Origin of the sequence: Halomonas chromatireducens, from assembly GCF_001545155.1 — a bacterium.
Classification (GTDB): domain Bacteria; phylum Pseudomonadota; class Gammaproteobacteria; order Pseudomonadales; family Halomonadaceae; genus Halomonas; species Halomonas chromatireducens.
Genome location: NZ_CP014226.1, coordinates 1696780 through 1716722 on the forward strand (window position 1 = coordinate 1696780; position 19943 = coordinate 1716722).

14 protein-coding genes and 4 pseudogenes are annotated in these 19943 nt (G+C 63.4%); 7 read left to right on the forward strand and 11 right to left on the reverse strand.

Features of this window, described 5'->3' with window-relative positions; all coding sequences use genetic code 11:
* Positions 1-105: 105 nt before the first annotated feature.
* The gene (locus tag LOKO_RS07900; RefSeq protein ID WP_066447358.1) at positions 106-864 is read left to right on the forward strand and encodes an RNA methyltransferase; all 759 of its coding nucleotides are present in this window, start codon (positions 106-108) and stop codon (positions 862-864) included.
* Between the two features lie 962 nt (positions 865-1826).
* On the opposite strand, the gene LOKO_RS19840 is transcribed toward LOKO_RS07900, so the two are convergent.
* The 9 genes and pseudogenes from LOKO_RS19840 to LOKO_RS07945 all read right to left on the reverse strand — a co-directional run bounded on the left by LOKO_RS19840 (position 1827) and on the right by LOKO_RS07945 (position 13245).
* Complete coding sequence (locus LOKO_RS19840; RefSeq protein ID WP_201025397.1) at positions 1827-2489, reverse strand: Lnb N-terminal periplasmic domain-containing protein; 663 nt, start codon at positions 2487-2489, stop codon at positions 1827-1829.
* A pseudogene (locus tag LOKO_RS19845) lies at positions 2478-2951 on the reverse strand (MazG nucleotide pyrophosphohydrolase domain-containing protein); the annotation flags it as partial. The gene LOKO_RS19840 and the pseudogene LOKO_RS19845, both read right to left, overlap by 12 nt.
* Complete coding sequence (relA, locus tag LOKO_RS07910) at positions 2948-5131, reverse strand: GTP diphosphokinase (RefSeq protein ID WP_235589014.1); 2184 nt, start codon at positions 5129-5131, stop codon at positions 2948-2950. The pseudogene LOKO_RS19845 and the gene relA, both read right to left, overlap by 4 nt.
* A 542-nt stretch (positions 5132-5673) precedes the next feature.
* On the reverse strand, positions 5674-7350 hold the full coding sequence (gene rpsA / locus LOKO_RS07920; RefSeq protein ID WP_066447370.1) for a 30S ribosomal protein S1: 1677 nt from the start codon (positions 7348-7350) through the stop codon (positions 5674-5676).
* A 179-nt stretch (positions 7351-7529) separates the two neighbouring features.
* Positions 7530-8219 carry a (d)CMP kinase gene (gene cmk / locus LOKO_RS07925; RefSeq protein ID WP_066447372.1) on the reverse strand — a complete coding sequence of 230 codons (690 nt, stop codon included), beginning with the start codon at positions 8217-8219 and terminating at the stop codon, positions 7530-7532.
* A complete protein-coding gene (locus LOKO_RS07930) occupies positions 8216-10555 on the reverse strand; it encodes a bifunctional prephenate dehydrogenase/3-phosphoshikimate 1-carboxyvinyltransferase (protein WP_066452276.1) in 2340 nt (779 codons plus the stop codon). The genes cmk and LOKO_RS07930 overlap by 4 nt, the downstream gene beginning before the upstream one ends.
* A 5-nt stretch (positions 10556-10560) precedes the next feature.
* Entirely contained in the window at positions 10561-11652 is a 1092-nt protein-coding gene (pheA, locus tag LOKO_RS07935) for a prephenate dehydratase (RefSeq protein WP_066447374.1), read from the reverse strand.
* Positions 11653-11656: 4 nt separating this feature from the next.
* The gene (serC, locus tag LOKO_RS07940) at positions 11657-12775 is read right to left on the reverse strand and encodes a 3-phosphoserine/phosphohydroxythreonine transaminase (RefSeq protein WP_066447382.1); all 1119 of its coding nucleotides are present in this window, start codon (positions 12773-12775) and stop codon (positions 11657-11659) included.
* A 188-nt stretch (positions 12776-12963) separates the two neighbouring features.
* Positions 12964-13245, reverse strand: a complete 282-nt coding sequence (locus LOKO_RS07945; RefSeq protein WP_417935385.1) for a DNA gyrase C-terminal beta-propeller domain-containing protein — start codon at positions 13243-13245, stop codon at positions 12964-12966.
* Between LOKO_RS07945 and LOKO_RS18765 the strand changes: the two are divergent.
* Together LOKO_RS18765 and LOKO_RS20155 are read left to right on the forward strand one after the other, a co-directional pair.
* Positions 13223-13423 (forward strand): annotated as a pseudogene (locus LOKO_RS18765) (hypothetical protein); the annotation flags it as partial. The gene LOKO_RS07945 and the pseudogene LOKO_RS18765 sit on opposite strands and share 23 nt — an antisense overlap.
* Positions 13398-13556: pseudogene (locus LOKO_RS20155) on the forward strand (DEAD/DEAH box helicase family protein); the annotation flags it as partial. The pseudogenes LOKO_RS18765 and LOKO_RS20155, both read left to right, overlap by 26 nt.
* Here LOKO_RS20155 and LOKO_RS19345 read toward each other — a convergent pair.
* Both LOKO_RS19345 and LOKO_RS07955 read right to left on the reverse strand, forming a co-directional pair.
* Positions 13521-14984, reverse strand: a pseudogene (locus tag LOKO_RS19345) (DNA gyrase subunit A); the annotation flags it as partial. The pseudogenes LOKO_RS20155 and LOKO_RS19345 sit on opposite strands and share 36 nt — an antisense overlap.
* A 205-nt stretch (positions 14985-15189) precedes the next feature.
* The gene (locus LOKO_RS07955) at positions 15190-15612 is read right to left on the reverse strand and encodes an acyl-CoA thioesterase (RefSeq protein ID WP_066447391.1); all 423 of its coding nucleotides are present in this window, start codon (positions 15610-15612) and stop codon (positions 15190-15192) included.
* Positions 15613-15779: 167 nt separating this feature from the next.
* Between LOKO_RS07955 and LOKO_RS07960 the strand changes: the two genes are divergently transcribed.
* From LOKO_RS07960 to LOKO_RS07975, 4 genes are all read left to right on the forward strand, one after another.
* Positions 15780-16712 (forward strand): recombination-associated protein RdgC, encoded by a 933-nt coding sequence (locus LOKO_RS07960; protein ID WP_066447393.1) that lies wholly within the window; start codon positions 15780-15782, stop codon positions 16710-16712.
* A gap of 26 nt (positions 16713-16738) precedes the next feature.
* Complete coding sequence (locus LOKO_RS07965; protein WP_066452277.1) at positions 16739-17923, forward strand: 1-acyl-sn-glycerol-3-phosphate acyltransferase; 1185 nt, start codon at positions 16739-16741, stop codon at positions 17921-17923.
* Positions 17920-19086, forward strand: a complete 1167-nt coding sequence (locus tag LOKO_RS07970; protein WP_066447396.1) for a cation diffusion facilitator family transporter — start codon at positions 17920-17922, stop codon at positions 19084-19086. Before LOKO_RS07965 ends, LOKO_RS07970 begins: the two co-directional genes overlap by 4 nt.
* Positions 19087-19215: 129 nt before the next feature.
* Positions 19216-19926 (forward strand): transglutaminase-like cysteine peptidase, encoded by a 711-nt coding sequence (locus LOKO_RS07975; RefSeq protein ID WP_066447399.1) that lies wholly within the window; start codon positions 19216-19218, stop codon positions 19924-19926.
* Positions 19927-19943: the final 17 nt, after the last annotated feature.

Genomic DNA, 19943 nt, shown 5'->3' on the forward strand with positions numbered 1-19943 from the left:
AGCCCCCCAAGGCCTTACCGGCCTGCAAGACTGAGCAAGCCCCGCCACGTGCGGGGCTTGTTTTTTGGTACCATCGCCGTTTTCAGACTCCTGCGACCCTGACTCATGCTCGCCAATATTCGTATCGTACTGGTTCAGACCTATCACCCCGGCAACATCGGCGCCTCGGCGCGGGCCATGAAGACCATGGGCCTGACCAAGCTGGTGCTGGTCAACCCCCGCTGTTTTCCTGACCCAGAAGCCTCGCGCATGGCTGCCGGCGCCGAGGACGTGATCGACAATGCCAGGATCGTTAATTCCCTGGCCGAGGCCGTCAGTGATTGCGTGCAGGTGGTCGGGGCCAGCGCACGGCTGCGCAGCCTGCCGCTGCCCCATTTCGACGAACCCGAGGCCATGGCACGCGAGCTGGTCGCCAACGCCGACGATCCGGTCGCCCTGGTCTTCGGCCGGGAGCGCTTCGGGTTGACCAACGACGAGATCCGCTGCTGCAGCCACCAGGTAAGCATTCCGGCCAATCCCGACTATGGCATCCTCAATCTCGCCCAGGCGGTACAGGTGCTGGCCTACGAGACGTTCAACGCGTGGCGCCAGCAGCCCGAGAGCCTCTACCGACACCCCCGCCCCGCCGAGGAACGCCAGCCCACCCGCGAGCAGCTGGAGCACTTCCATGAGCACCTGGGTCGTGTCATGCGGCAGAGCGGTTTCTTGACGCAGCCCCATGCCAGAACCGAAACCCAGCTCCAGGCCCTGTTCTCACGCGCACAACCCAGCCGCAAGGAGCTCTCGCTGCTGCGCGGCCTGCTCAGATCCTTGGAACCGGACTCAACGGTGGCCCGCTCGACTTCCGAGGATGATCGGACGTGAGACTCCTACAGCGGCGTAGCACCGTCGGTGGAAAGTATCATGGTGGGAGCGCTCGGTTCGGCGCTCCGACTCTGCGTCGCGACTGGCGCCACCAGGCACCTCGGCGGAGGCCCCCCCATTGGCAGTGATCGCCAACGTCGGGCAACACCGCCGGGAGTCCTTCGGCCTCCAGTCGTGATCTGAAGATACTCCAACAGGGTGGTAATCGCCTGCCATGGCAACAGCTGTTGGAGCGCTGGTCTCCATCGCGACTGGCGCCACCAGGCACCTCGGCGGAGGCCGCCACATTGGCAGTGATCGCCAACGTCGGGCAACACCGCCGGGAGTCCTTCGGCCTCCAGTCGTGATCTGAAGATACTCCAACAGGGTGGTAATCGCCTGCCATGGCTGGACAAAACAGCTGTTGGAGCGCTGGTCTCCATCGCGACTGGCGCCGCCAGGCGCCTCGGCGGAGGCCGCCACATTGGCAGTGATCGCCAACGTCGGGCAACACCGCCGGGAGTCCTTCGGCCTCCAGTCGCAATCTGAAGATGCTCCTAGAGCGGCGTGGCACCGTTGGAGGAGAGGCTCGCTGTATGGCATGGCGGATGCCAGGAATAAACTAAGCGGCACAGCCTGGAAGTAGCGCCAACGGCGATCGCCTCCTAAACTCCTTAGGCTGGCATCACACACCTTTCATCTCCTTGTTGCCACACTGTCATCCAGGTGAGTGATAAAGGCTGTGTCCCCCAACGGGACGGGCAATGGATACTGCTGAGTGATACGACACGGATGCGAGCGGGCAGGAAGCCTGCCAGGGAGTGGTTAGGCATCCCGAGGATGCCCAGGGAGGACATGCGCCACGGGCTTTCCCGTGGCGTTCTTTATAGTAGCGCAGCATTATTTGGCCAGCCAATCTATTGAGGACAAGAGAAGTTGCTGACCATATCGATTCAGCGCCATCTCAGGCCCGCCCTCAGACGCTACGGCAGCGTTTCCCATCCCGGCACACCACGACGAATCTGGCGTGAAAAGGCCGGGTCATCGTGGGCCTGATGCGCCCGCTCGACGATATTGCCCTTGTCCTCCAGCTCACTCAGCGCAAAACCCTGCCACAGGCCACCCATGGCAAAGGCATAATCAGGCAGCCTGTCGGTGACCAGCATCCGGTAGTCCAGCGGCAGCCCGGCACCAATACGGCGCGCCATGGCAAATATCAGGGTGCTGCAATTGGCGGTGATCGTATTGTAGAAACGGGGGCTATCGTGCAGATGGTTCGCCTCATCGACATAGGCGAGCAACAGCGAACGCATGGTGTGGCGAGGCATGGCGATACGAAATAGCCGAACCTGCTCGCCACGCACGTTACTGCGCAGGCGCACCGCATCGCGCTCGTCGCTGGCCACGATCGCCAGCTCGTACTGGCGGAAGAAACCGCCAATTTCGGAGAAGCGCTCCCCCCGCTGGCGTCGTACCTCCACCGAAAAGACCACGAAGTCCTCACCGCCAAAGCCGAAGGAGATCATCACATGGGCGATTCCCGGGCGCCCCCAGCTGGAAACGATCATGTCAACGGAGTCCAGCCGGTCGAGGTCATAGACGCGACGTTCCCAGCAGACTGTCGCATCATCGCGGGTTCGCGGCACGTCATCTAATACCGAATTCGCCGAACCGTCGGAGGCACGCTGGTCGCGCTCTTCGGCCTTGAGGCTTTCCCAGCGGCTGTTGACTAAATGCGTCTCAACCTGCTCGGCGCTGACGCCGGGCGGTCGGCGCGAAGCCAGGGTGCCCTCGGGAAAGACGTGGGGGTGGCGGCGCAGCATCTTGTCGGTGAGGATATGGACCACGTCATGAAAATCGAAGCGCTCCTCCTCCTTGCCGAAGCGACTGTAATAGACCACCTGGAACAGCAGATCGCCGAGCTCACCGGGCAACTCGCCGAAGGCACGCCGTTCGATGGCATCGGCGACCTCATAGGCCTCTTCCAGGGTATGAGGCACGATGGAATCCCAGTCCTGCTTGATGTCCCAGGGGCAGCCCTCTACCGGATCGCGCAGCACGGCCATCAGCGTGAGCAGATCGTCGATGCCGTAACGGCTCTCGCTCATTCCTTCTTCCCCTTGTTCTTTGGCCTCTGGCTCTTGGCCCCCTTGGCACCGCTACGCAAACGCTGCACCTCGATGACGTTGGAGAGTTGCTGAATACGGGAAAAGAGCCGGCCAAGGGTTTCCAGGCCGTCGACTTCCACGGTGATTCGCATCCGGGCGATGCCGTCACGGGTATCAGTGAGCGTATTGACCGAGAGCACATTGACCTTGTCATGGCTGAGTATGCCGGTGACATCGCGCAGCAGGCCGGAGCGATCCCAGGCCTGGATCTCGATATCCACCGGGTACTGGGTACGCGCCCGCTCGCCCCACTCCACTTCGATGACCCGCTGGGGCTCGTCGACGCGCAGCTGCAGGATATTAGGGCAGTCCTGCCGATGCACCGTGACGCCGCGGCCCTGGGTGATGAAGCCGACAATGGGCTCGCCGGGCACCGGGTGGCAGCAGTTGGCCATGCTGGTCTTGAGGTTGCCCACCCCCAGTACCGTAATATCGCTGCTGCCCCCCCTGCCAGCATCGCGCCGCGGCTTGGCCAGCAGACGATCGAGCTGCTCCTGGTCGTCGGTCTCGCCGAACAGTTGCTGCGCCTGGTGCAGCACCTGGCCGACCCGCAGGTCGCCGGCCCCCAGCGCGGCGTACATGTCGTCGGGGGTGGTGTAGTTGACCTTGCGCGCCAGGGTGTCGAGATCCATGTCCTCGACATCCAGGCGCTTCATTTCCCGCTCGAACAGCGCCTTGCCCTCCTCGAGGTTCTGATCGCGGGCCTGATGCTTGAACCAGGCCTGGATCTTGGCCCGGGCCCGGGACGTCCGGACGTACCCCAGGCTGGGGTTGAGCCAGTCGCGGCTCGGCCCGCCCTTGCTGGCAGTGAGGATTTCCACCTGCTGGCCGGTCTTGAGCTTGTAGGTGAGCGGCACGATACGTCCATCGACCTTGGCCCCACGGCAGCGGTGGCCCACCTCGGTATGTACCCGGTAGGCAAAGTCGATGGGGGTGGCGATTCGCGGCAGGTCGATGACGTGGCCGTCGGGGGTGAAGACGTAGATGCGATCCGGAGCCACGTCGCTGGAGAGGCCTTCGCGCAGGTCGCTGAAGTCGCCGACCTCCTCCTGCCATTCGAGCACCTGGCGCAGCCAGGCGATCTTCTCCTCGTAGCTGGAGCTCTTGCCGCCGGTGTCGTGCCCCTTGTAGCGCCAGTGGGCGCAGACCCCCAGCTCGGCTTCGTCGTGCATGGCGAAGGTACGGATCTGAATCTCGAGCACCTTGCTCTCGGGGCCGAACACCGCGGTATGCAGCGACTGGTAGCCGTTCTTCTTGGGATTGGCGATATAGTCGTCGAACTCGTTGGGCACGTGCCGCCAGCGGGAATGTACCAGGCCCAGCACGGTGTAGCAGTCGGCTACCTCCGGCACCAGGATACGTACTGCACGTACATCGTTGACCTGGGAGAAATCGATGCGCTTGCGCTTCATCTTCCGCCAGATCGAATAGATATGCTTGGCACGGCCGCTAACTTCGCAGGGAGAGATGCCCTGGGCTTCCAGCACCCCCTGCAACGTGTCGACAACCTCATGAATATAGCGATCGCGATCCAGCCGCTTTTCGGCCAGCTGCCGTGCGATGGTCTTGTAGTCATCTTCATGCAGGTAACGAAAGGAGAGGTCCTCAAGCTCCCACTTGACCTGGCCGATGCCCAGCCGATGGGCCAATGGCGCATAGATATCGAATACCTCGCGGGCTACCTGCAGGCGCTTTTCCCGAGGGGCATCCTTGGCCTGGCGCAGGGCGCAGGTACGCTCGGCGATCTTGATCAGCGCCACGCGCACATCGTCGATCATGTTGACCAGCATCTTGCGCAGGTTGTCCTGCTGGTCGTGCTGCACCATGCCCTGGCTCGGGGTCTGGGCATTGCTGATGGCGGCCATCTGCAACACACCCTCGATCAAGCCCGACACCTCGCTACCAAAACGCTTGGTCACACCCTCGATGCCTATCTGGCCCTCACGTACGGCCCGATAGAGCACGGCCGCCTCCAGTGCCGGCTGGTCAAGCTTGAGCAGACCTAGAATATCGGCCATCTCGAGCCCCATACGGAAACTGGAAGCCTCCGGCAGCCATGACTTGTGGGGGCGCTCTGCCTGAAGGGCCAGACGCTGGGCAAGTTCGCAGGCCTCCTGCATCTCGGCCGGGTCACGCAGCTTGGTGGAGCTACTGCCCAACCGGGGGGCACGCGTCAAGCAGTTGACCTACAAGATGGTCAAGGATACCTATGATCTCATGGGTGCCCTGGAAGGGCTTTCGGGCGAACTGGCCTGCCAGCAGATCAGCGATGAAGGCATAACGGCGATCTGCGCGCTACACGAGCGCATGCTGGTGCATTACCGCAAGNTCCAGAAGCGCAAAGACGCGCTCCGGCGAGGCCCTGAGTATTGCACTCTGTTCAATGGTGGCCATGGCGGCTTCCTGGGCTCCGGTTGACGCGGCAAATTCACCTACGACTAGCAGGGTACCCTCCTGACCACTATCAAGCTACCGTCGATGAGTCATGTGCCACGCCGTGCCACAGGCCGCTAGCCCCGGAGAGCATTCGGCCACAGTCGTGCGGCAGAGGCGCCCTCCAACAACGCGGCTGCATACCAAAAATGAGAACGCCGCCCCGGCATGCCGGGGCGGCGTTCTGTCAACCGTTCCTGACGGCCCCGAGTGATCGGGGCCGTAGGGATCAGTCCTGACCCATCTGCTGCTTGATGAGGTCACCGATGGTGGTCGGACCACCTGCTTCGGGGCTCTCTTCACGCAGCTTCTTCAGATTCTGACGGGTGTCGTCCTGATCCTTAGCCTTGATCGAGAGGCTGATCGCGCGGTTCTTGCGATCGACGCCGACGATGCGAGCTTCGACGGTATCGCCTTCGTTCAGCACGTTGCGAGCATCTTCGACGCGGTCGGCGCTGATCTCGGAAGCCTTGAGGATGGCAACGACATCGGTCGCCAGCTCGACATGGGCTTCCTTGGCATCGACCTCGACCACGCGCCCGGAGACGACGGTGCCCTTGTCGTTGACGGCCAGGTACTCGGCAACCGGATCGGTATCGAGCTGCTTGATACCCAGGGAGATGCGCTCACGCTCGGGATCGATGGAGAGGATGACGGCTTCCGCCTCGTCGCCCTTCTTGAAGCGACGAACGGCTTCTTCACCGGTCTCTGACCAGGAGAGGTCGGAGAGGTGAACCAGGCCGTCGATACCGCCTTCCAGACCGATGAAGATACCGAAGTCGGTGATCGACTTGATGGTACCGGCAACCCGGTCGCCCTTGTTGTACTGGGCGTTGAAGGTTTCCCACGGGTTCGCGGTGCACTGCTTGATACCCAGGGAGATACGACGACGCTCTTCGTCGATATCCAGGATCATCACATCCACTTCGTCGCCGATGTTGACGACCTTGGACGGGTGGATGTTCTTGTTGGTCCAGTCCATTTCGGAGACGTGAACCAGACCCTCGACACCCTCTTCCAGCTCGGCAAAGCAGCCGTAGTCGGTGAGGTTGGTCACACGCGCGGTGACCACGGTGCTCTCGGGGTAGCGATCCTTGATGTTGACCCAGGGATCTTCGCCCAGCTGCTTCAGGCCCAGCGAGACGCGGTTGCGCTCACGGTCGAACTTGAGCACCTTGACGTTGATCTCGTCGCCCACGGCCACGATCTCGCTCGGATGCTTGATGCGCTTCCAGGCCATGTCGGTGATGTGAAGGAGGCCATCGACGCCGCCCAGATCAACGAAGGCGCCATAGTCGGTCAGGTTCTTGACGATACCCATGATCTGCTGGCCTTCCTGCAGGGTGGCCAGCAGGGCTTCACGCTCGGCGCTGTTCTCGGCTTCGAGAACGGCACGACGGGAAACCACGACGTTGTTGCGCTTCGGATCGAGCTTGATGACCTTGAAGTCGAGTTCCTTGTGCTCCAGGTGCGTGGTGTCGCGCACCGGACGCACGTCCACCAGGGAACCAGGCAGGAAGGCACGAATGGAATCGATATCGACGGTAAAACCGCCTTTCACCTTGCCGTTGATCACGCCCTTGACGATCTCTTCCTTCTCGAAGGCCGCTTCCAGCACCTTCCAGGCTTCGGCGCGCTTGGCCTTCTCGCGAGACAGACGCGTCTCGCCGAAACCGTCTTCGACGGCTTCCAGGGCGACGCTGACTTCGTCGCCGATCGCAATGTTCAGTTCGCCACTTTCGTCGCGGAACTGAGCCACGGGAATCTGTCCTTCGGACTTCAGGCCGGCATTGACGGTGACCCAGTCACCTTCGATGTCGACGACAGTAGCCGTGACGATGGCGCCCGGCTCCATGTTGATGTCCTGGAGTGACTGTTCAAACAGTTCAGCAAAGCTTTCGCTCATGATTTTCCTACGTGATCAACGGTGTTGAGGCGTTGCCGCCTTCTCCGCACCACCAGCGAGTGCGGGCCTAATTTGCCAAACCCCCGGGAATGTTAACGCCGGTTCGACCTGGACGAGCTTTCAGAGAAAGGGCTGCTCGGCCATGCCATCACATCCTGACGGGGGCGCCGCAAGGGAGATCAAGTCAGCCGGGTGAGGCCGCGTTCGGCCAGCCACTCCGTCAACCGTTCCACCACTTCCGGTATACTCAGGCTCGTGGTATCCAGCTCGAGGGCGTCATCGGCCGGTACGAGCGGAGCCACGCTGCGCTGCATGTCGCGTGCATCGCGTGCCTGAATCTCCTTCAAAAGACTCGATAGACTAGCATCCACCCCGGCTTCCTGCAACTGAAGGTAGCGCCTTCGCGCACGCTCCTCGGAGCTCGCCGTGAGGAACACCTTGAGCTGGGCATCGGGGAAAACCACGGTGCCCATGTCGCGGCCATCCGCCACCAGCCCGGGCGCTTTTCGAAAGTCGCGCTGGCGCTGCAACAGCGCCTGACGCACCGCCGGCAGTGAAGCGATCTGCGAAGCCGCTTCGCCGGCCTGCTCGGTGCGAATATCGCGGCTGACATCGTCACCTTCAAGCAGCACGCGAGTCTTGTCCCCTTCGGCCACGAACGTCACGTCCAGCTCAGCGGCCACACGCTCAAGCGCAGGTTCGTCATCAGGCGCCACGCCATGTCGCTGGGCCGCCAGGGCAGTGAGACGATAGAGGGCGCCGCTGTCCAGCAGGTGCCAACCAAGCCGGTCGGCAACCAGGCGGCTGATGGTGCCCTTGCCGGCCCCGCCGGGGCCATCCACGGTCAACACCGCGGGCTTGTCAATCATGCCGGCACCCCCGTCTCTTCACCGACCTGCAGGCCAACCGTGCGGGCCAGCTCAACGAACCCCGGAAAGGAGGTAGCCACATTGGCGCAGTCGTCGATGACGATCTCCTCGCCGGCACGCAGCGCGGCGATCACGAAGGCCATGGCGATGCGGTGATCACCCAGGCTGTCGATCCGCCCGCCGCCGTAGGCGACCTCGCGCTCCCCGGCACCGACGATATCGATGCCGTCCTCCAGCACGGTATGTTCCACGCCGATGGCCGCCATGCCGTCGGCCATGGCCTGGATGCGATCGGACTCCTTGACCCGCAATTCTTCGGCGCCACGCAGGCGAGTGGTTCCGGTGGCGCAGGCGGCGGCAATGAACAGCGCCGGAAATTCATCGATGGCCAGCGGCACCTGGTCGACGGGAATGTCGATCCCGTGAAGCGGCGCGTAGCGAATATGCAGGTCGGCTACCGGTTCGCCGCCGACCTCGCGCTCGTTGGTGAGGTGCAGGTCGGCACCCATCAGCTTGAGGATATTGATCACCCCGATACGGGTGGGGTTGATGCCGACGTGCTCGAGCACCAGATTCGACCCCGGCGAGATCGCCGCGGCAACCAGGAAAAAGGTGGCCGAGGAGATATCCGAAGGCACGTCGATCGGCGCCGCGGTGAGCTTGCCACCGCCGGTGAGCCAGCAGGTATCGCCTTCACGACCGACCTCATAGCCGAAGCCGGTCAGCATGCGCTCGGTGTGGTCGCGGGTGGGAGCGGGCTCGCGCACCCGGGTCTCGCCGTCGGCATAGAGGCCGGCAAGCAGCAGGCAGGATTTCACCTGGGCGCTGGCCATGGGCATGTCGTAGTCGATGCCCTTGAGCGTCTGCCCGCCGCGGATCTTCAGCGGCGGCCGGCCACCTTCGGCGGTCTCGATCACTGCCCCCATCAAGCGCAGCGGGTCGGCCACCCGGCCCATGGGGCGCTTGGTCAGGGAGGCATCGCCAATCAGCTCGGTATCGAAGGCCTGACCGGCCAGCAGGCCGGAGAAGAGGCGCATGGCGGTGCCGGCATTGCCCACGTAGAGCGGGCCCGAAGGCGCCTTGAGCCCATGCATGCCGACGCCATGCACCGTGACTCGGCCCTGATGGGGCCCTTCGATGGCCACGCCCATCTCGCGGAAGGCCTGCAGGGTGGCCAGGCTGTCCTCCCCCTCCAGGAACCCCTTCACCTCGGTGATTCCTTCGGCCAACGCGCCCAGCATGATCGAGCGGTGGGACATGGACTTGTCGCCGGGCACGCGGATGCGACCGGCTACGTGGCCGCCAGGAGCCGCCCGGAAGGTGAGTTTCTCTTGTGATTCCATCTGGTATTCCACCTGATAACTGGTCTGATTCAGGAGCGAGTCGAAATAGTGTCGCGCATGGCTGGCCCGGTCGAAGATGGCGAGCATGGCATCGCCGTCGCCGGCTTCCACGGCCTGGCGCAGCCGCGCAACACCGGCCTCGAAGTCGTCCAGGGAGGCCAGAACGGCCTCGCGATTGGCAACGAAAATGTCTCGCAACATGACCGGATCACTGCCGGCGATGCGGGTGAAGTCGCGAAAGCCCCCGGCGGCATAGCGGAAGATATCCAGACGCTCGTCCTGCCGCGCCAGGGTATCCACCAGCGAGAACGCCAGCAGGTGCGGCAGATGGCTGGTGCGGGCCAGTACCTGGTCATGCCGCTCGACATCCATCTCCAGCACCTGGGCGCGACAGGCTTGCCATAGGGCGCGCACCCGGGCGACGGCGGCCGGCGCCGTCTCGCCACTGGGCGTCAGGATCACCTTGTGATTGACGTAGAGGCGCGGGTTTGCCGCCGCCACACCGCTCTTCTCCGACCCGGCGATGGGATGACCCAGCACCAGGCCCGGCGGCATGCGCCCGAACACCCGCAGCGCACAGTCGCGCACCGCGGCCTCGGTGCTGCCCACGTCGGTCACCGTGACCCGCGGACTCTCACCCTCCAGCGCACCGGCCGGCAGCGCTTCGGCCAGTTCGGCCATCACACTCTCCATGGCCAGCACCGGCACCGCCAGTACGATCAGCGAGGCGCCCTCCACCAGCGGTGCAAGGCGGGTATCGCCACGGTCGATCAGCCCCATGGCAATGCCGCGGGCGATCTCGTCAGGATCCGGATCACAGGCGACGATTTCAACCGGCCCGAAACCGCCGGCAGGCTCAACCGGCCCGAAGCCGCCGGTCGGTGCCCCTCTATAACCGCCGGCACGCAGGGCGGCAGCCAGGGAGCCACCGATCAGCCCCAGGCCGACAATCAGGATGCGCGACTCTGCGACCTGGCCGGGTGCATCCCCCACCACGCCTAGAGCACACCTATCGGATAGGAGCCCAATACCTTGATCTCGGCGGCGCGCAGGCGGACCTCTTCAAGCACCGCGGCGACCCGGGGCTCGTCGCAGTGGCCCTTGAAGTCGATGAAGAACACATAGTTCCACACGCCGGACCGCGACGGACGGGTCTCGAGGCGAGTCAAGTCGATCTGGTGCCGATGGAAGGGTTCGAGCAGTTCATGCAGTGCGCCAGGCTGGTTGCGCATGGCCACCACGATGGATGTCTTGTCTTCGCCCGATATCGGCACGTCATGGCTGCCGATGATCAGGAAGCGCGTCGAGTTATCCGGGCGATCCTCGATCTTCTCGGCGATCTTCTCCAGCCCGTAGAGCTTGGCCGCCATGTCGCCGGCGATGGCCGCGCTGTGCCACTCCCCCTTGATCATCTTGGCAGCCTCGGCGTTGGATGACACGGGCACCCGCTCGGCACGGGGGTAGTGTGCATCGAGCCACTTGCGACACTGGGCAAAGGACTGCGGATGCGAGTAGATCCGCGACACCTTGTCCTTCAGGGTGGCCTCGGACACCAGCAGGTGGTGGTGAATACGCAGCACCACTTCACCACAGATGCGAATCGAGGAGTCCATGAAGGAGTCCAGGGTATGGCTGATGACACCTTCTGTTGAGTTTTCCACCGGCACTACGCCGTAGTTCACGGCACCGGCCTCTACCTCGCGAAAGACTTCATCGATGGCGGCCATGGGCAGGCTGACGGCGCTGGCACCGAAATGCTTGAGCGCGGCCTGCTGGGTGAAGGTGCCCTCAGGGCCCAGGTAGGCGACCTTGATCGGCTGCTCCAGCGCCAGGCAGGCAGACATGATCTCGCGGAACAGCCTGGCCATCTCCTCACTGTCCAGCGGCCCGCGATTCAGCTCCATGATCCGACGCAGGACCTGGGCCTCGCGCTCCGGCCGATAGAAGACGGAATCGGGGTCGCTCTTGGTCTTAACATCCGCGACCTGCTTGGCGCAGGTTGCCCTGTCGCTGATCAGCCGGAGGATATCGTTGTCCAGCTCGTCGATACGCTGGCGCAACGCATCCAGGTTGGTGGGGGTATCGCTCATCGTGTCATCCCCTTCGCTTCTCGAAGTCGGCCATGAAATCGATCAGGGCGTCGACCGCCGCTTCCGGCACGGCATTGTAAAGGCTGGCCCGCATGCCACCGACGCTACGGTGCCCCTTGAGATTGAGCAAGCCGGCTTGCTCAGCTTCGTCGAGGAACGGCTTGTCGAGGCGTTCGTCGCCCAGCACGAACGGCACGTTCATTCGCGAGCGATTCGGCAAGGCAATCGGGTTGGAATAGAGATCGCTGTCGTCGATGGCTGCATACAGCTTCGCCGCCTTGCGTGTGTTGATGCCGTCCATGGCCTCGAGCCCGCCGATATCGCGCTTCAGCCACTGAAACACCAGGCCGGCCAGGTACCAGGCGAAGGTGGGCGGCGTATTGACCATCGACCCGGCCTCGGCCATGGCACGATAGTCGAACAGGCTCGGAATGCGCTCGCAGCGCCGCTCGAGCAGGTCGTCGCGCACGATGGCCAGGGTGAGGCCGGCCGGCCCGATGTTCTTCTGGGCACCGGCGTAGATCACGCCGAAACGCGACACGTCCAGGGGGCCGGAAAGAATGCTCGAGGAAAGGTCGCAGACCAGCGGCACCTCGACACCGTCGGCGCGGCGCAACCCAGCCTGTGCGGTACCTGGGATATAGTCGAATTCCAGGCCGCCGATGGTCTCGTTGGCGGTGTAGTGCAGGTAGGCGGCATCACTCGACAGCACGATGTCGGCCTCGGCCGGCACCGCGGTGTGTCCGCTTTCCGCGCTGGAGCCCGACAGCTGGACCGGAAAGCCCAGCTGCTTCGCCTCGGCCAGGGCCTTCTTGCCCCAGATTCCGGTATAGAGGAAGTTGGCGCTCCCGCCCTGCCCCAGCAGGTTCATCGGCACCATGGAGAACTGCAGGCTGGCGCCCCCCTGCAGGAACAGCACGCGGTAGTTGTCGGGAATCGCGAGCAGCTCGCGCAGATCGGCCTCGGCCTGCTCGGCGATGGCGACGAACTCGGGGGAACGGTGACTCATCTCCATCACCGAGAGCCCGCGTCCCTGATAGTCCAGCAGCTCCTCGCGAGCTCGCTCAAGCACCGGGACAGGCAGCGCAGCCGGGCCGGCACAGAAATTATAGTGGCGTGTCATCAGCGTCGTGGTTCCGTTCTAGCATTAAGGCTTCTTTCACAGCCCGGAAAGCGATGTACTTATCCGGCGGCAAGCCTTCGCGAGGGGCTGTGACGCCCTCCCTGGGCGCTACTTTTGCCATCCATGGCAAAAGACCCTCGCTCCGCCTTGCCCCCGGCGCACATCGCTCGCCTGTCTATTGTCGAGTCTTACTCGTCACCCTGAGCGTCGGTGTCCGGAACGTCGGTCTCCTGAACTTCGGCACCCTCAGCGTCGGCGTCTTCGACATCTTCGACCTCCTCGGGCTCGTCGATGCGTACGGTCTTGACCAGCTTCTCGTTCTCGCCGAGACGGATCAGCATCACGCCCTGGGTATTGCGCGACGTGATCGAGACCTCATCGACCCGGGTACGCACCAGGGTGCCCTTGTCGGTGATCAGCATCATCTCGTCGGCCGAGTAGACCTGCATGGCGGTGTTCTTCGATGCCAAGGGCAAGACCTTTCGCGATGAGCTTTTCGATCAGTACAAGGCCCATCGCCCGCCCATGCCCGATGACCTGCGCTCCCAGGTGGAACCGCTGCATGCCTGCGTTCGAGCGCTGGGACTGCCGCTGCTGTGTGTCGAGGGGGTAGAGGCCGACGATGTCATCGGCACNGGAACGTGCCATCCACGCGGTGGAAGGGGCTTTGCAGGAGGGTGCGCAGCGAGCCCTGCTGGCCATGGCCACCGGGACTGGGAAGACTCGCACCATTATCGGGCTGATTTATCGTTTTCTGAAGACCGAGCGCTTTCGCCGAGTGCTTTTCCTGGTGGATCGCAATGCTCTGGGCAAGCAGGCGCAGTTCGAGTATCGCCTGAGCCTGGGCCGGAGAGAGCCGGTACTCGCTGCCGGTCTGGTTGAGACCGAAGCCCTCTTCCAGCTCCTCCGGCTTGCACGACGTGGCGCCGGCACGTTCCAGCATGTCGGTGACCTGCCCTGGCTGCCAGACCTTATCCAGCAGCTTCTCCTTGGCCTCGGCGGCACTCGGCGAGGCCTTGATCAGTTCGATCACCTCGTCGATGTTGGAGATGGCCACCGCCAGGCCCTCGAGGAGATGACCGCGCTCGCGGGCCTTCTTCAACTCGAACAGGGTCCGGCGGGTGACCACTTCGCGGCGGTGGCGAATGAAGGCCTCGAGGATCTCTTTGAGATTGAGGATCTTCGGCTGACCATCCTCGATGGCAACCATGTTGATGCCGAAGACATTCTGCAGCTGGGTCTGGGCGAAGAGGTTGTTGACCACCACCTCGCCCGATTCACCTCGCTTGACCTCGATCACCACCCGCAGGCCGTCCTTGTCGGACTCGTCGCGCAGCTCGGCGATGCCTTCTATCTTCTTCTCTTTCACCAGCTCGGCGATCTTCTCGATCAGCCGCGCCTTGTTCACCTGATACGGCAGCTCGGTGACGATGATATGGTCGCGACCGCTCTTGTCGTCATGCTCGATGGTGTGGCAGGCGCGCACATAGATGCGCCCGCGGCCGGTGCGGTAGGCCTCGAGGATGCCGGCCTTGCCGTTGATGATGGCCCCGGTGGGGAAGTCGGGCCCCGGGATGTACTCCATCAGGTCGTCGACGGAAAGGGTGTAGTCATCGATCAGCGCCAGGCAGCCGCTGATGATCTCCACCATGTTGTGCGGTGGAATATTGGTCGCCATGCCCACGGCGATGCCCGAGGAACCGTTGATCAGCAGGTTGGGCACCTTGGTGGGCAGCACATCGGGGATGCGTTCGGTACCGTCGTAGTTGTCGACCCAGTCGACGGTGTCCTTTTCGAGGTCGGCCAGCAGCTCATGGGCAAGCCGGGCCATGCGCACCTCGGTGTAACGCATGGCCGCGGCGTTGTCGCCATCGATGGAACCGAAGTTGCCCTGGCCATCCACCAGCACATGGCGCATGGAGAAGTGCTGGGCCATGCGGACGATGGTGTCATAGACCGCGCTGTCACCGTGGGGGTGGTATTTACCGATGACATCACCGACCACGCGAGCCGACTTCTTGTAAGGCTTGTTCCAATCGTTGCTGAGCTCGTGCATGGCGAACAGCACGCGCCGGTGCACCGGCTTGAGGCCATCGCGCACGTCCGGCAGCGCACGGCCTATGATCACGCTCATCGCGTAGTCGAGGTACGACTGCTTGAGTTCGTCCTCGATGTTGACTGGCAGAATTTCTCTGGCGATGTCACCCATGGGTCGTCGAATCCTTTGCACTGCAGCAGGTTGGCGCGTCCATGTGCAAGAGCATGGCGCGCCATTTCAGCCTGACATCATACCATCGCGGACAGCGCAAAGGCAGCGGGAGGCTTTCACGGATCAGACGGAAATAACCCAGCCTTACGCTCAGCCAGCCACATGCGTGCTCCGACTCGAGTTCCTCCCCGCTCCCCAATCGTCTTTAATCCTCCATGACAAGGGGCGCCAGAAGTTCATGCAGCTCGCCTTCGATGGCAAGGGGCCGGTTGGCCTTCACATCGAGCAGCACGAAGGTGAGGTCGGCGTCGACCACCAGCTTGTCGTCACGAACCCGCCGGATCTCCTGATGCATGCGCGCGCTTCGACTGCCCAGCTCGGCCAGGCGCGTATGCACCTCCAGGTCATCCCCCGCCACCGCTGCCAGGCGGTAGTTGATGTTGAGGTTGACGGCCACCAGGGCGGGGTTGCCGCTGGCGAATGGACGAGCGACGTCGGGCCGATCGTCGAAGTAGCCCCAGCGCCCCTCTTCGAGGAATTCCAGGTAACGGGCATTGTTGACGTGGCCATAGCCATCCAGGTGATAGCCACGAACGCGCAGGGTGACGCGGGAGAGTCGGGAATCCATTGTTGCTCCTCCTTGAAGCGGGTAGAGATCAACCCCGATTCTAGGACCCTCAGCTGCCCACATTCAAACAACAGTTTGAATCTGTGTTGCTCATCAATTCCTACAGCACTGGAACCCCCGCCTCCCCTTGGCCATAATATGCGTCCTTTTTGCTCAGGGAATGCGCCATGTGGTTCAAGCACTTGCACCTTTACCGCCTGCATGAGTCAGCGGCGATCCCGGCAGCCGACCTGGAAACGGCGCTGGCCGAACAGGCGGCGCGCCTGCCCGGCAGCAGCGAAGCTCGCCGCCTGGGCTGGTGCCCGCCCGCGGGCCGTGCCGGTACGGCACTGCTTCACGAACTGCAGGGGCAGCGGCTGATGACGGTCCTGCGCCAGGAGCGCCTGCTGCCGGCCGGAGTGGTTCGTGAGGAGGTCGAGGAGCGTGGCGCCGACATCGAGGCACGGGAAGGACGAAAACTGCGCCGAAAGGAAAAGCAGGAACTCAAGGAGCAGGTCTATGAAGAGCTGCTGCCTCGCGCCTTCATTCGCAGCCAGAAGGTCGACCTGTGGTGGGATACGCGGCGCAACCTGATCGCGATCAACAGCAGTTCTCGCACACGCGCCGAAGAAGTACTCGACCTGCTGCGCGAGACCCTGGGCAGCCTCAAGGTGACACCGCTTGCCACCCAGACACTGCCGATGCGTGCCATGACGCAGTGGCTTGCCGAAGAAGACTCTCGCCCGGCCAGCATGCAGCTCGGCGATCAGGTCGAACTCAAGGCCAAGGGCGACGACGGGGTGCTGCGCGCGCGCCAGGTCGACCTGGACAGCGACGAGATCCAGCAGCTGCTGGCGGCAGGCCGCCAGGCCAGCCGACTGGCCCTGGAGATCGAAGGCCGGCTAAGCTTCGTTCTGCACGACGACCTGACCCTGAAGTCCCTGCGCTTCAGCGATGCACTGATCGACGAGGCCAATGAAACCGAAGACGATGGCGACGCCATCGTGAGACTGGAGGCAGACTTCATGCTGATGACCCAGACTCTCGCCGATGAGATCGAGCAACTGATCGGCTGGCTGGATGGAGAAGCCTCTACTGCGTCGCTGCAGGGCAGCGCATGATCGATCCAGTCAACCAGAAGACGACGATGACTGAACCGCAAAACGTCACGCCAGCACCGGAACAGGACCCCTGGGCCGACATTCGACCCTATGAGGACAGCGAAGTCGCCGAGGTGCTGGCCCGACTGGCCAGCAACCGGGAGCTGCTCGACGCCCTGACGCGTTATCGGCTACCGCGCCTCAACCGGCTGCTGCCCGCGCTGGCCCGCGCCATCGCCTCCTACGCCATTCGCCGGGAGACCCGTGGCGTTGCCAGCGTTCACGACTTTCAGATGCGCGTGGCCTACTACATGGAGCGGATGATCCGCACCTCCACCGATGATCTTCGGGTCGAGGGGCTGGAACACCTGGCACCGGATACGGCCTACCTGTTCATCGGCAACCACCGCGACATCTCGCTCGACCCGGCCTTCGTCAACTACGGCCTTCATCGCGCCGGCCGCGATACGGTCCGTATCGCCATTGGCGACAATCTGCTGAAGAAGCCCTACGTGACCGACCTGATGCGGCTCAACAAGAGCTTCATCGTTCCCCGGGCCCTGCGCGGGAAGCGCGCCATGCTGGCCGCATTCCAGTCACTATCCGCTTATATCCGACACTGCATCACCGAGGACAACCACTCGATCTGGATGGCCCAGCGCGAGGGGCGGGCCAAGGATGGCATCGACCGCACGGACCCCGCCATCATCAAGATGCTGACCATGGCCCGGCGGCAGGAGGACCGTAAGGCCCCGATCGGTGAAGCGATCGCCGAACTGCGCATGGTACCGGTATCGATCAGCTACGAGTACGACCCCTGCGACGTACAGAAGGCCCGGGAGCTGCACGCCATACATAGCCAGGGCGGCTATGCCAAGAGCGAGTTCGAAGATATCCAGTCCATCGTGGCCGGGATCACAGGCCACAAGGGTCGGGTGCAGCTGCGCTTCGGCGAACCGCTGGGAGCCAGCTTCGATACGCCGGAAGCCGTTGCCGCCGAGATAGACCGTCAGGTGATATCCGGCTATCACCTGTTCCCCAGCCACTACCTCGCCCTAGAGGCGCTGGGCGATGCGCCGGAGCTGCTGGACATGAGCGAGGTCAGTGACGTCGACCGGGCACGCTTCCAGGCACGCCTGAACGACGTCCCCGCCGAACTACGCCCCTGGTGGCTGGCCCAATACGCCAACCCCGTGCGCAACAAGGCAGGACAGTTGAAGGATGAGAATTGAATAGCCCCCCTACCGACACCGGCGCCCAGACCCGGGAAGCCCACAAGGCCACCCTGGTCGGCGCCATGGTCGATCTGGTCGTGGGGCTGATGAAGATCATTGCCGGCTGGCTGGTGGGCTCCGCGGCGCTGGTCGCCGATGGCATCCACTCGTTCTCCGACCTGGTGACCGACGGCTTCGTCCTGGCCGCCACGCATTTCGGTCGCCAGGCCCCGGACAGCAACCACCCCTACGGCCACGGCCGCATCGAGACCCTCGCCACCCTCTGGCTCGGCAGCGTGCTGATCTTCGTGGCCGGCGGTATCGCCTGGGCCAGCCTCACTCGCCTGCTGGTCGGCGAGCCGATTTCTGCCCCCGGCATCTGGGCGATCGGCGTTGCCGTCATCGCCCTGCTCGCCAAGGAGTGGATCTTCCGCTACACGCTGCGAATCGCCAAGCGCGTCAATTCGCGTCTGCTGGAAGCCAACGCCTGGCACTCCCGCTCGGACGCCCTATCCACCGTGGTGGTGTTGATCGCTCTGATCGCGGCACAGCTCGGTGCCGGCTGGGTGGACGCCGTCGCCGCGATCGTGGTCGGCATCATGGTCGGCCAGGTGGGGGGGCGCCTATTATGGGAGTCCAGCCGGGAGCTGATCGATACGGCTCTTCCAGAGGAAGACCGTGACGCGATGCAGACAGTGGCCGCTGCAGTGCCCGGCGTTCACGGCATCCACGACCTGCGCACCCGCTCGCTGGGCAGCCAGACCCTTCTCGACCTGCATATCGTCGTCGCCCCGCGGCTGACCGTCTCGGAGGCCCACGAGATCGGCAATGCCGTGAGCCGCAGGCTACGGGACAACTTTTCCAACCTGGCCGATGTCACCTTCCATATCGACCCCGAAGACGATGCCGGTGAAACTGAGCATAGCCTGCGTCCCGGCCTGCCGCTGCGCCGCGATGTGGAAGGCGTGCTAGATGGCGTCTGGTCGCGCTGCACGGTATGGCAGACCCGTGTTGCTCTCGACCTGCACTATCTCGACAATCAGGTCGATGTCTCGATCTATGTACGCCAGCTACCTCCTAACCAGAGCCTGGATGACGCTGCCAACGAGCTGCGCCATGCTTCTCGAGACCTGGACTGGATCGGTCGGCTCAGGGTATGGCAAGGGCCCGGCAAGGGCTAGTCATAGCCTGAAAGCACATCGCTCGGCATACCTTCGCATGATGATCATCACGCGGGTCGTCCTACTTCCTTCACTCCTTTATACTCATTGAAACGCAGCATTACATTGTTAAACATTCCGGCACCCCAGATGCCCCATGGACATAACCGACACGCTTTCAGGCCCGGTCGCCGCCACTTTCTGGCGGGCCTTGGGTCTCTGTTGCTGGCCGCCGGGTTAGGCCTCAAGCCGGCACCGCTCGAGGCGCGCATCAACCGCAGCAGGTTGCGCGAGAGCATGCAGCGTTTGTACGGCCAACAGGGGCTGCGCATCCTGGAAGATTGGTTTTCACTACTGGACCGATTGAGCGGCGCCCACCTCGACATGCAGCTGCGGGAGGTCAACGACTTCTTCAATCGCCGGGTGCGCTGGGTAGACGACATCGACAACTGGGGCGCAGAGGACCACTGGGCCACGCCGCTGGAAACCATGGGTCAGGGCCAGGGCGACTGCGAGGACTACTCCATCGCCAAGTACGTCTCCCTCAAGGAGCTTGGCGTGCCCGGCGACCGCCTGCGCATGATCTATGTTCGCGCCCGCATTGGCCGCAGCCAGATCGTTCAGGCACATATGGTGCTCGGCTATTACGAGCGCCCCAGCGCCGTGCCGTTGGTGCTGGACAACCTGGTGCCATCCATCACGCCGGCCACCCAGCGCACCGACCTGGATCCCGTCTTCAGCTTCAACAGTGAAGGCCTGTGGGCCGGTGAGTCCACCCAGTCACGCGCGGACCCGGTAGCCAGGCTGTCGCGCTGGAGAAGCGTGATCGGACGAATGCAGGAACAGGGGTTCATTGGATGATTCGGAAAAGCGGTCGA

Bases quoted from the DNA above. Each gene is read 5' to 3' on its own strand.
- cmk (WP_066447372.1), bottom strand. From the start codon at position 8,219: ATGATTGACAAGCCCGCGGTGTTGACCGTGGATGGCCCCGGCGGGGCC.
- rpsA (WP_066447370.1), bottom strand. From the start codon at position 7,350: ATGAGCGAAAGCTTTGCTGAACTGTTTGAACAGTCACTCCAGGACATC.
- relA (WP_235589014.1), bottom strand. From the start codon at position 5,131: ATGCAGGAGGCCTGCGAACTTGCCCAGCGTCTGGCCCTTCAGGCAGAG.
- serC (WP_066447382.1), bottom strand. From the start codon at position 12,775: ATGACACGCCACTATAATTTCTGTGCCGGCCCGGCTGCGCTGCCTGTC.
- pheA (WP_066447374.1), bottom strand. From the start codon at position 11,652: ATGAGCGATACCCCCACCAACCTGGATGCGTTGCGCCAGCGTATCGAC.
- LOKO_RS07960 (WP_066447393.1), top strand. From the start codon at position 15,780: ATGTGGTTCAAGCACTTGCACCTTTACCGCCTGCATGAGTCAGCGGCG.
- LOKO_RS07900 (WP_066447358.1), top strand. From the start codon at position 106: ATGCTCGCCAATATTCGTATCGTACTGGTTCAGACCTATCACCCCGGC.
- LOKO_RS07975 (WP_066447399.1), top strand. From the start codon at position 19,216: ATGCCCCATGGACATAACCGACACGCTTTCAGGCCCGGTCGCCGCCAC.
- LOKO_RS07955 (WP_066447391.1), bottom strand. From the start codon at position 15,612: ATGGATTCCCGACTCTCCCGCGTCACCCTGCGCGTTCGTGGCTATCAC.
- LOKO_RS07965 (WP_066452277.1), top strand. From the start codon at position 16,739: ATGACTGAACCGCAAAACGTCACGCCAGCACCGGAACAGGACCCCTGG.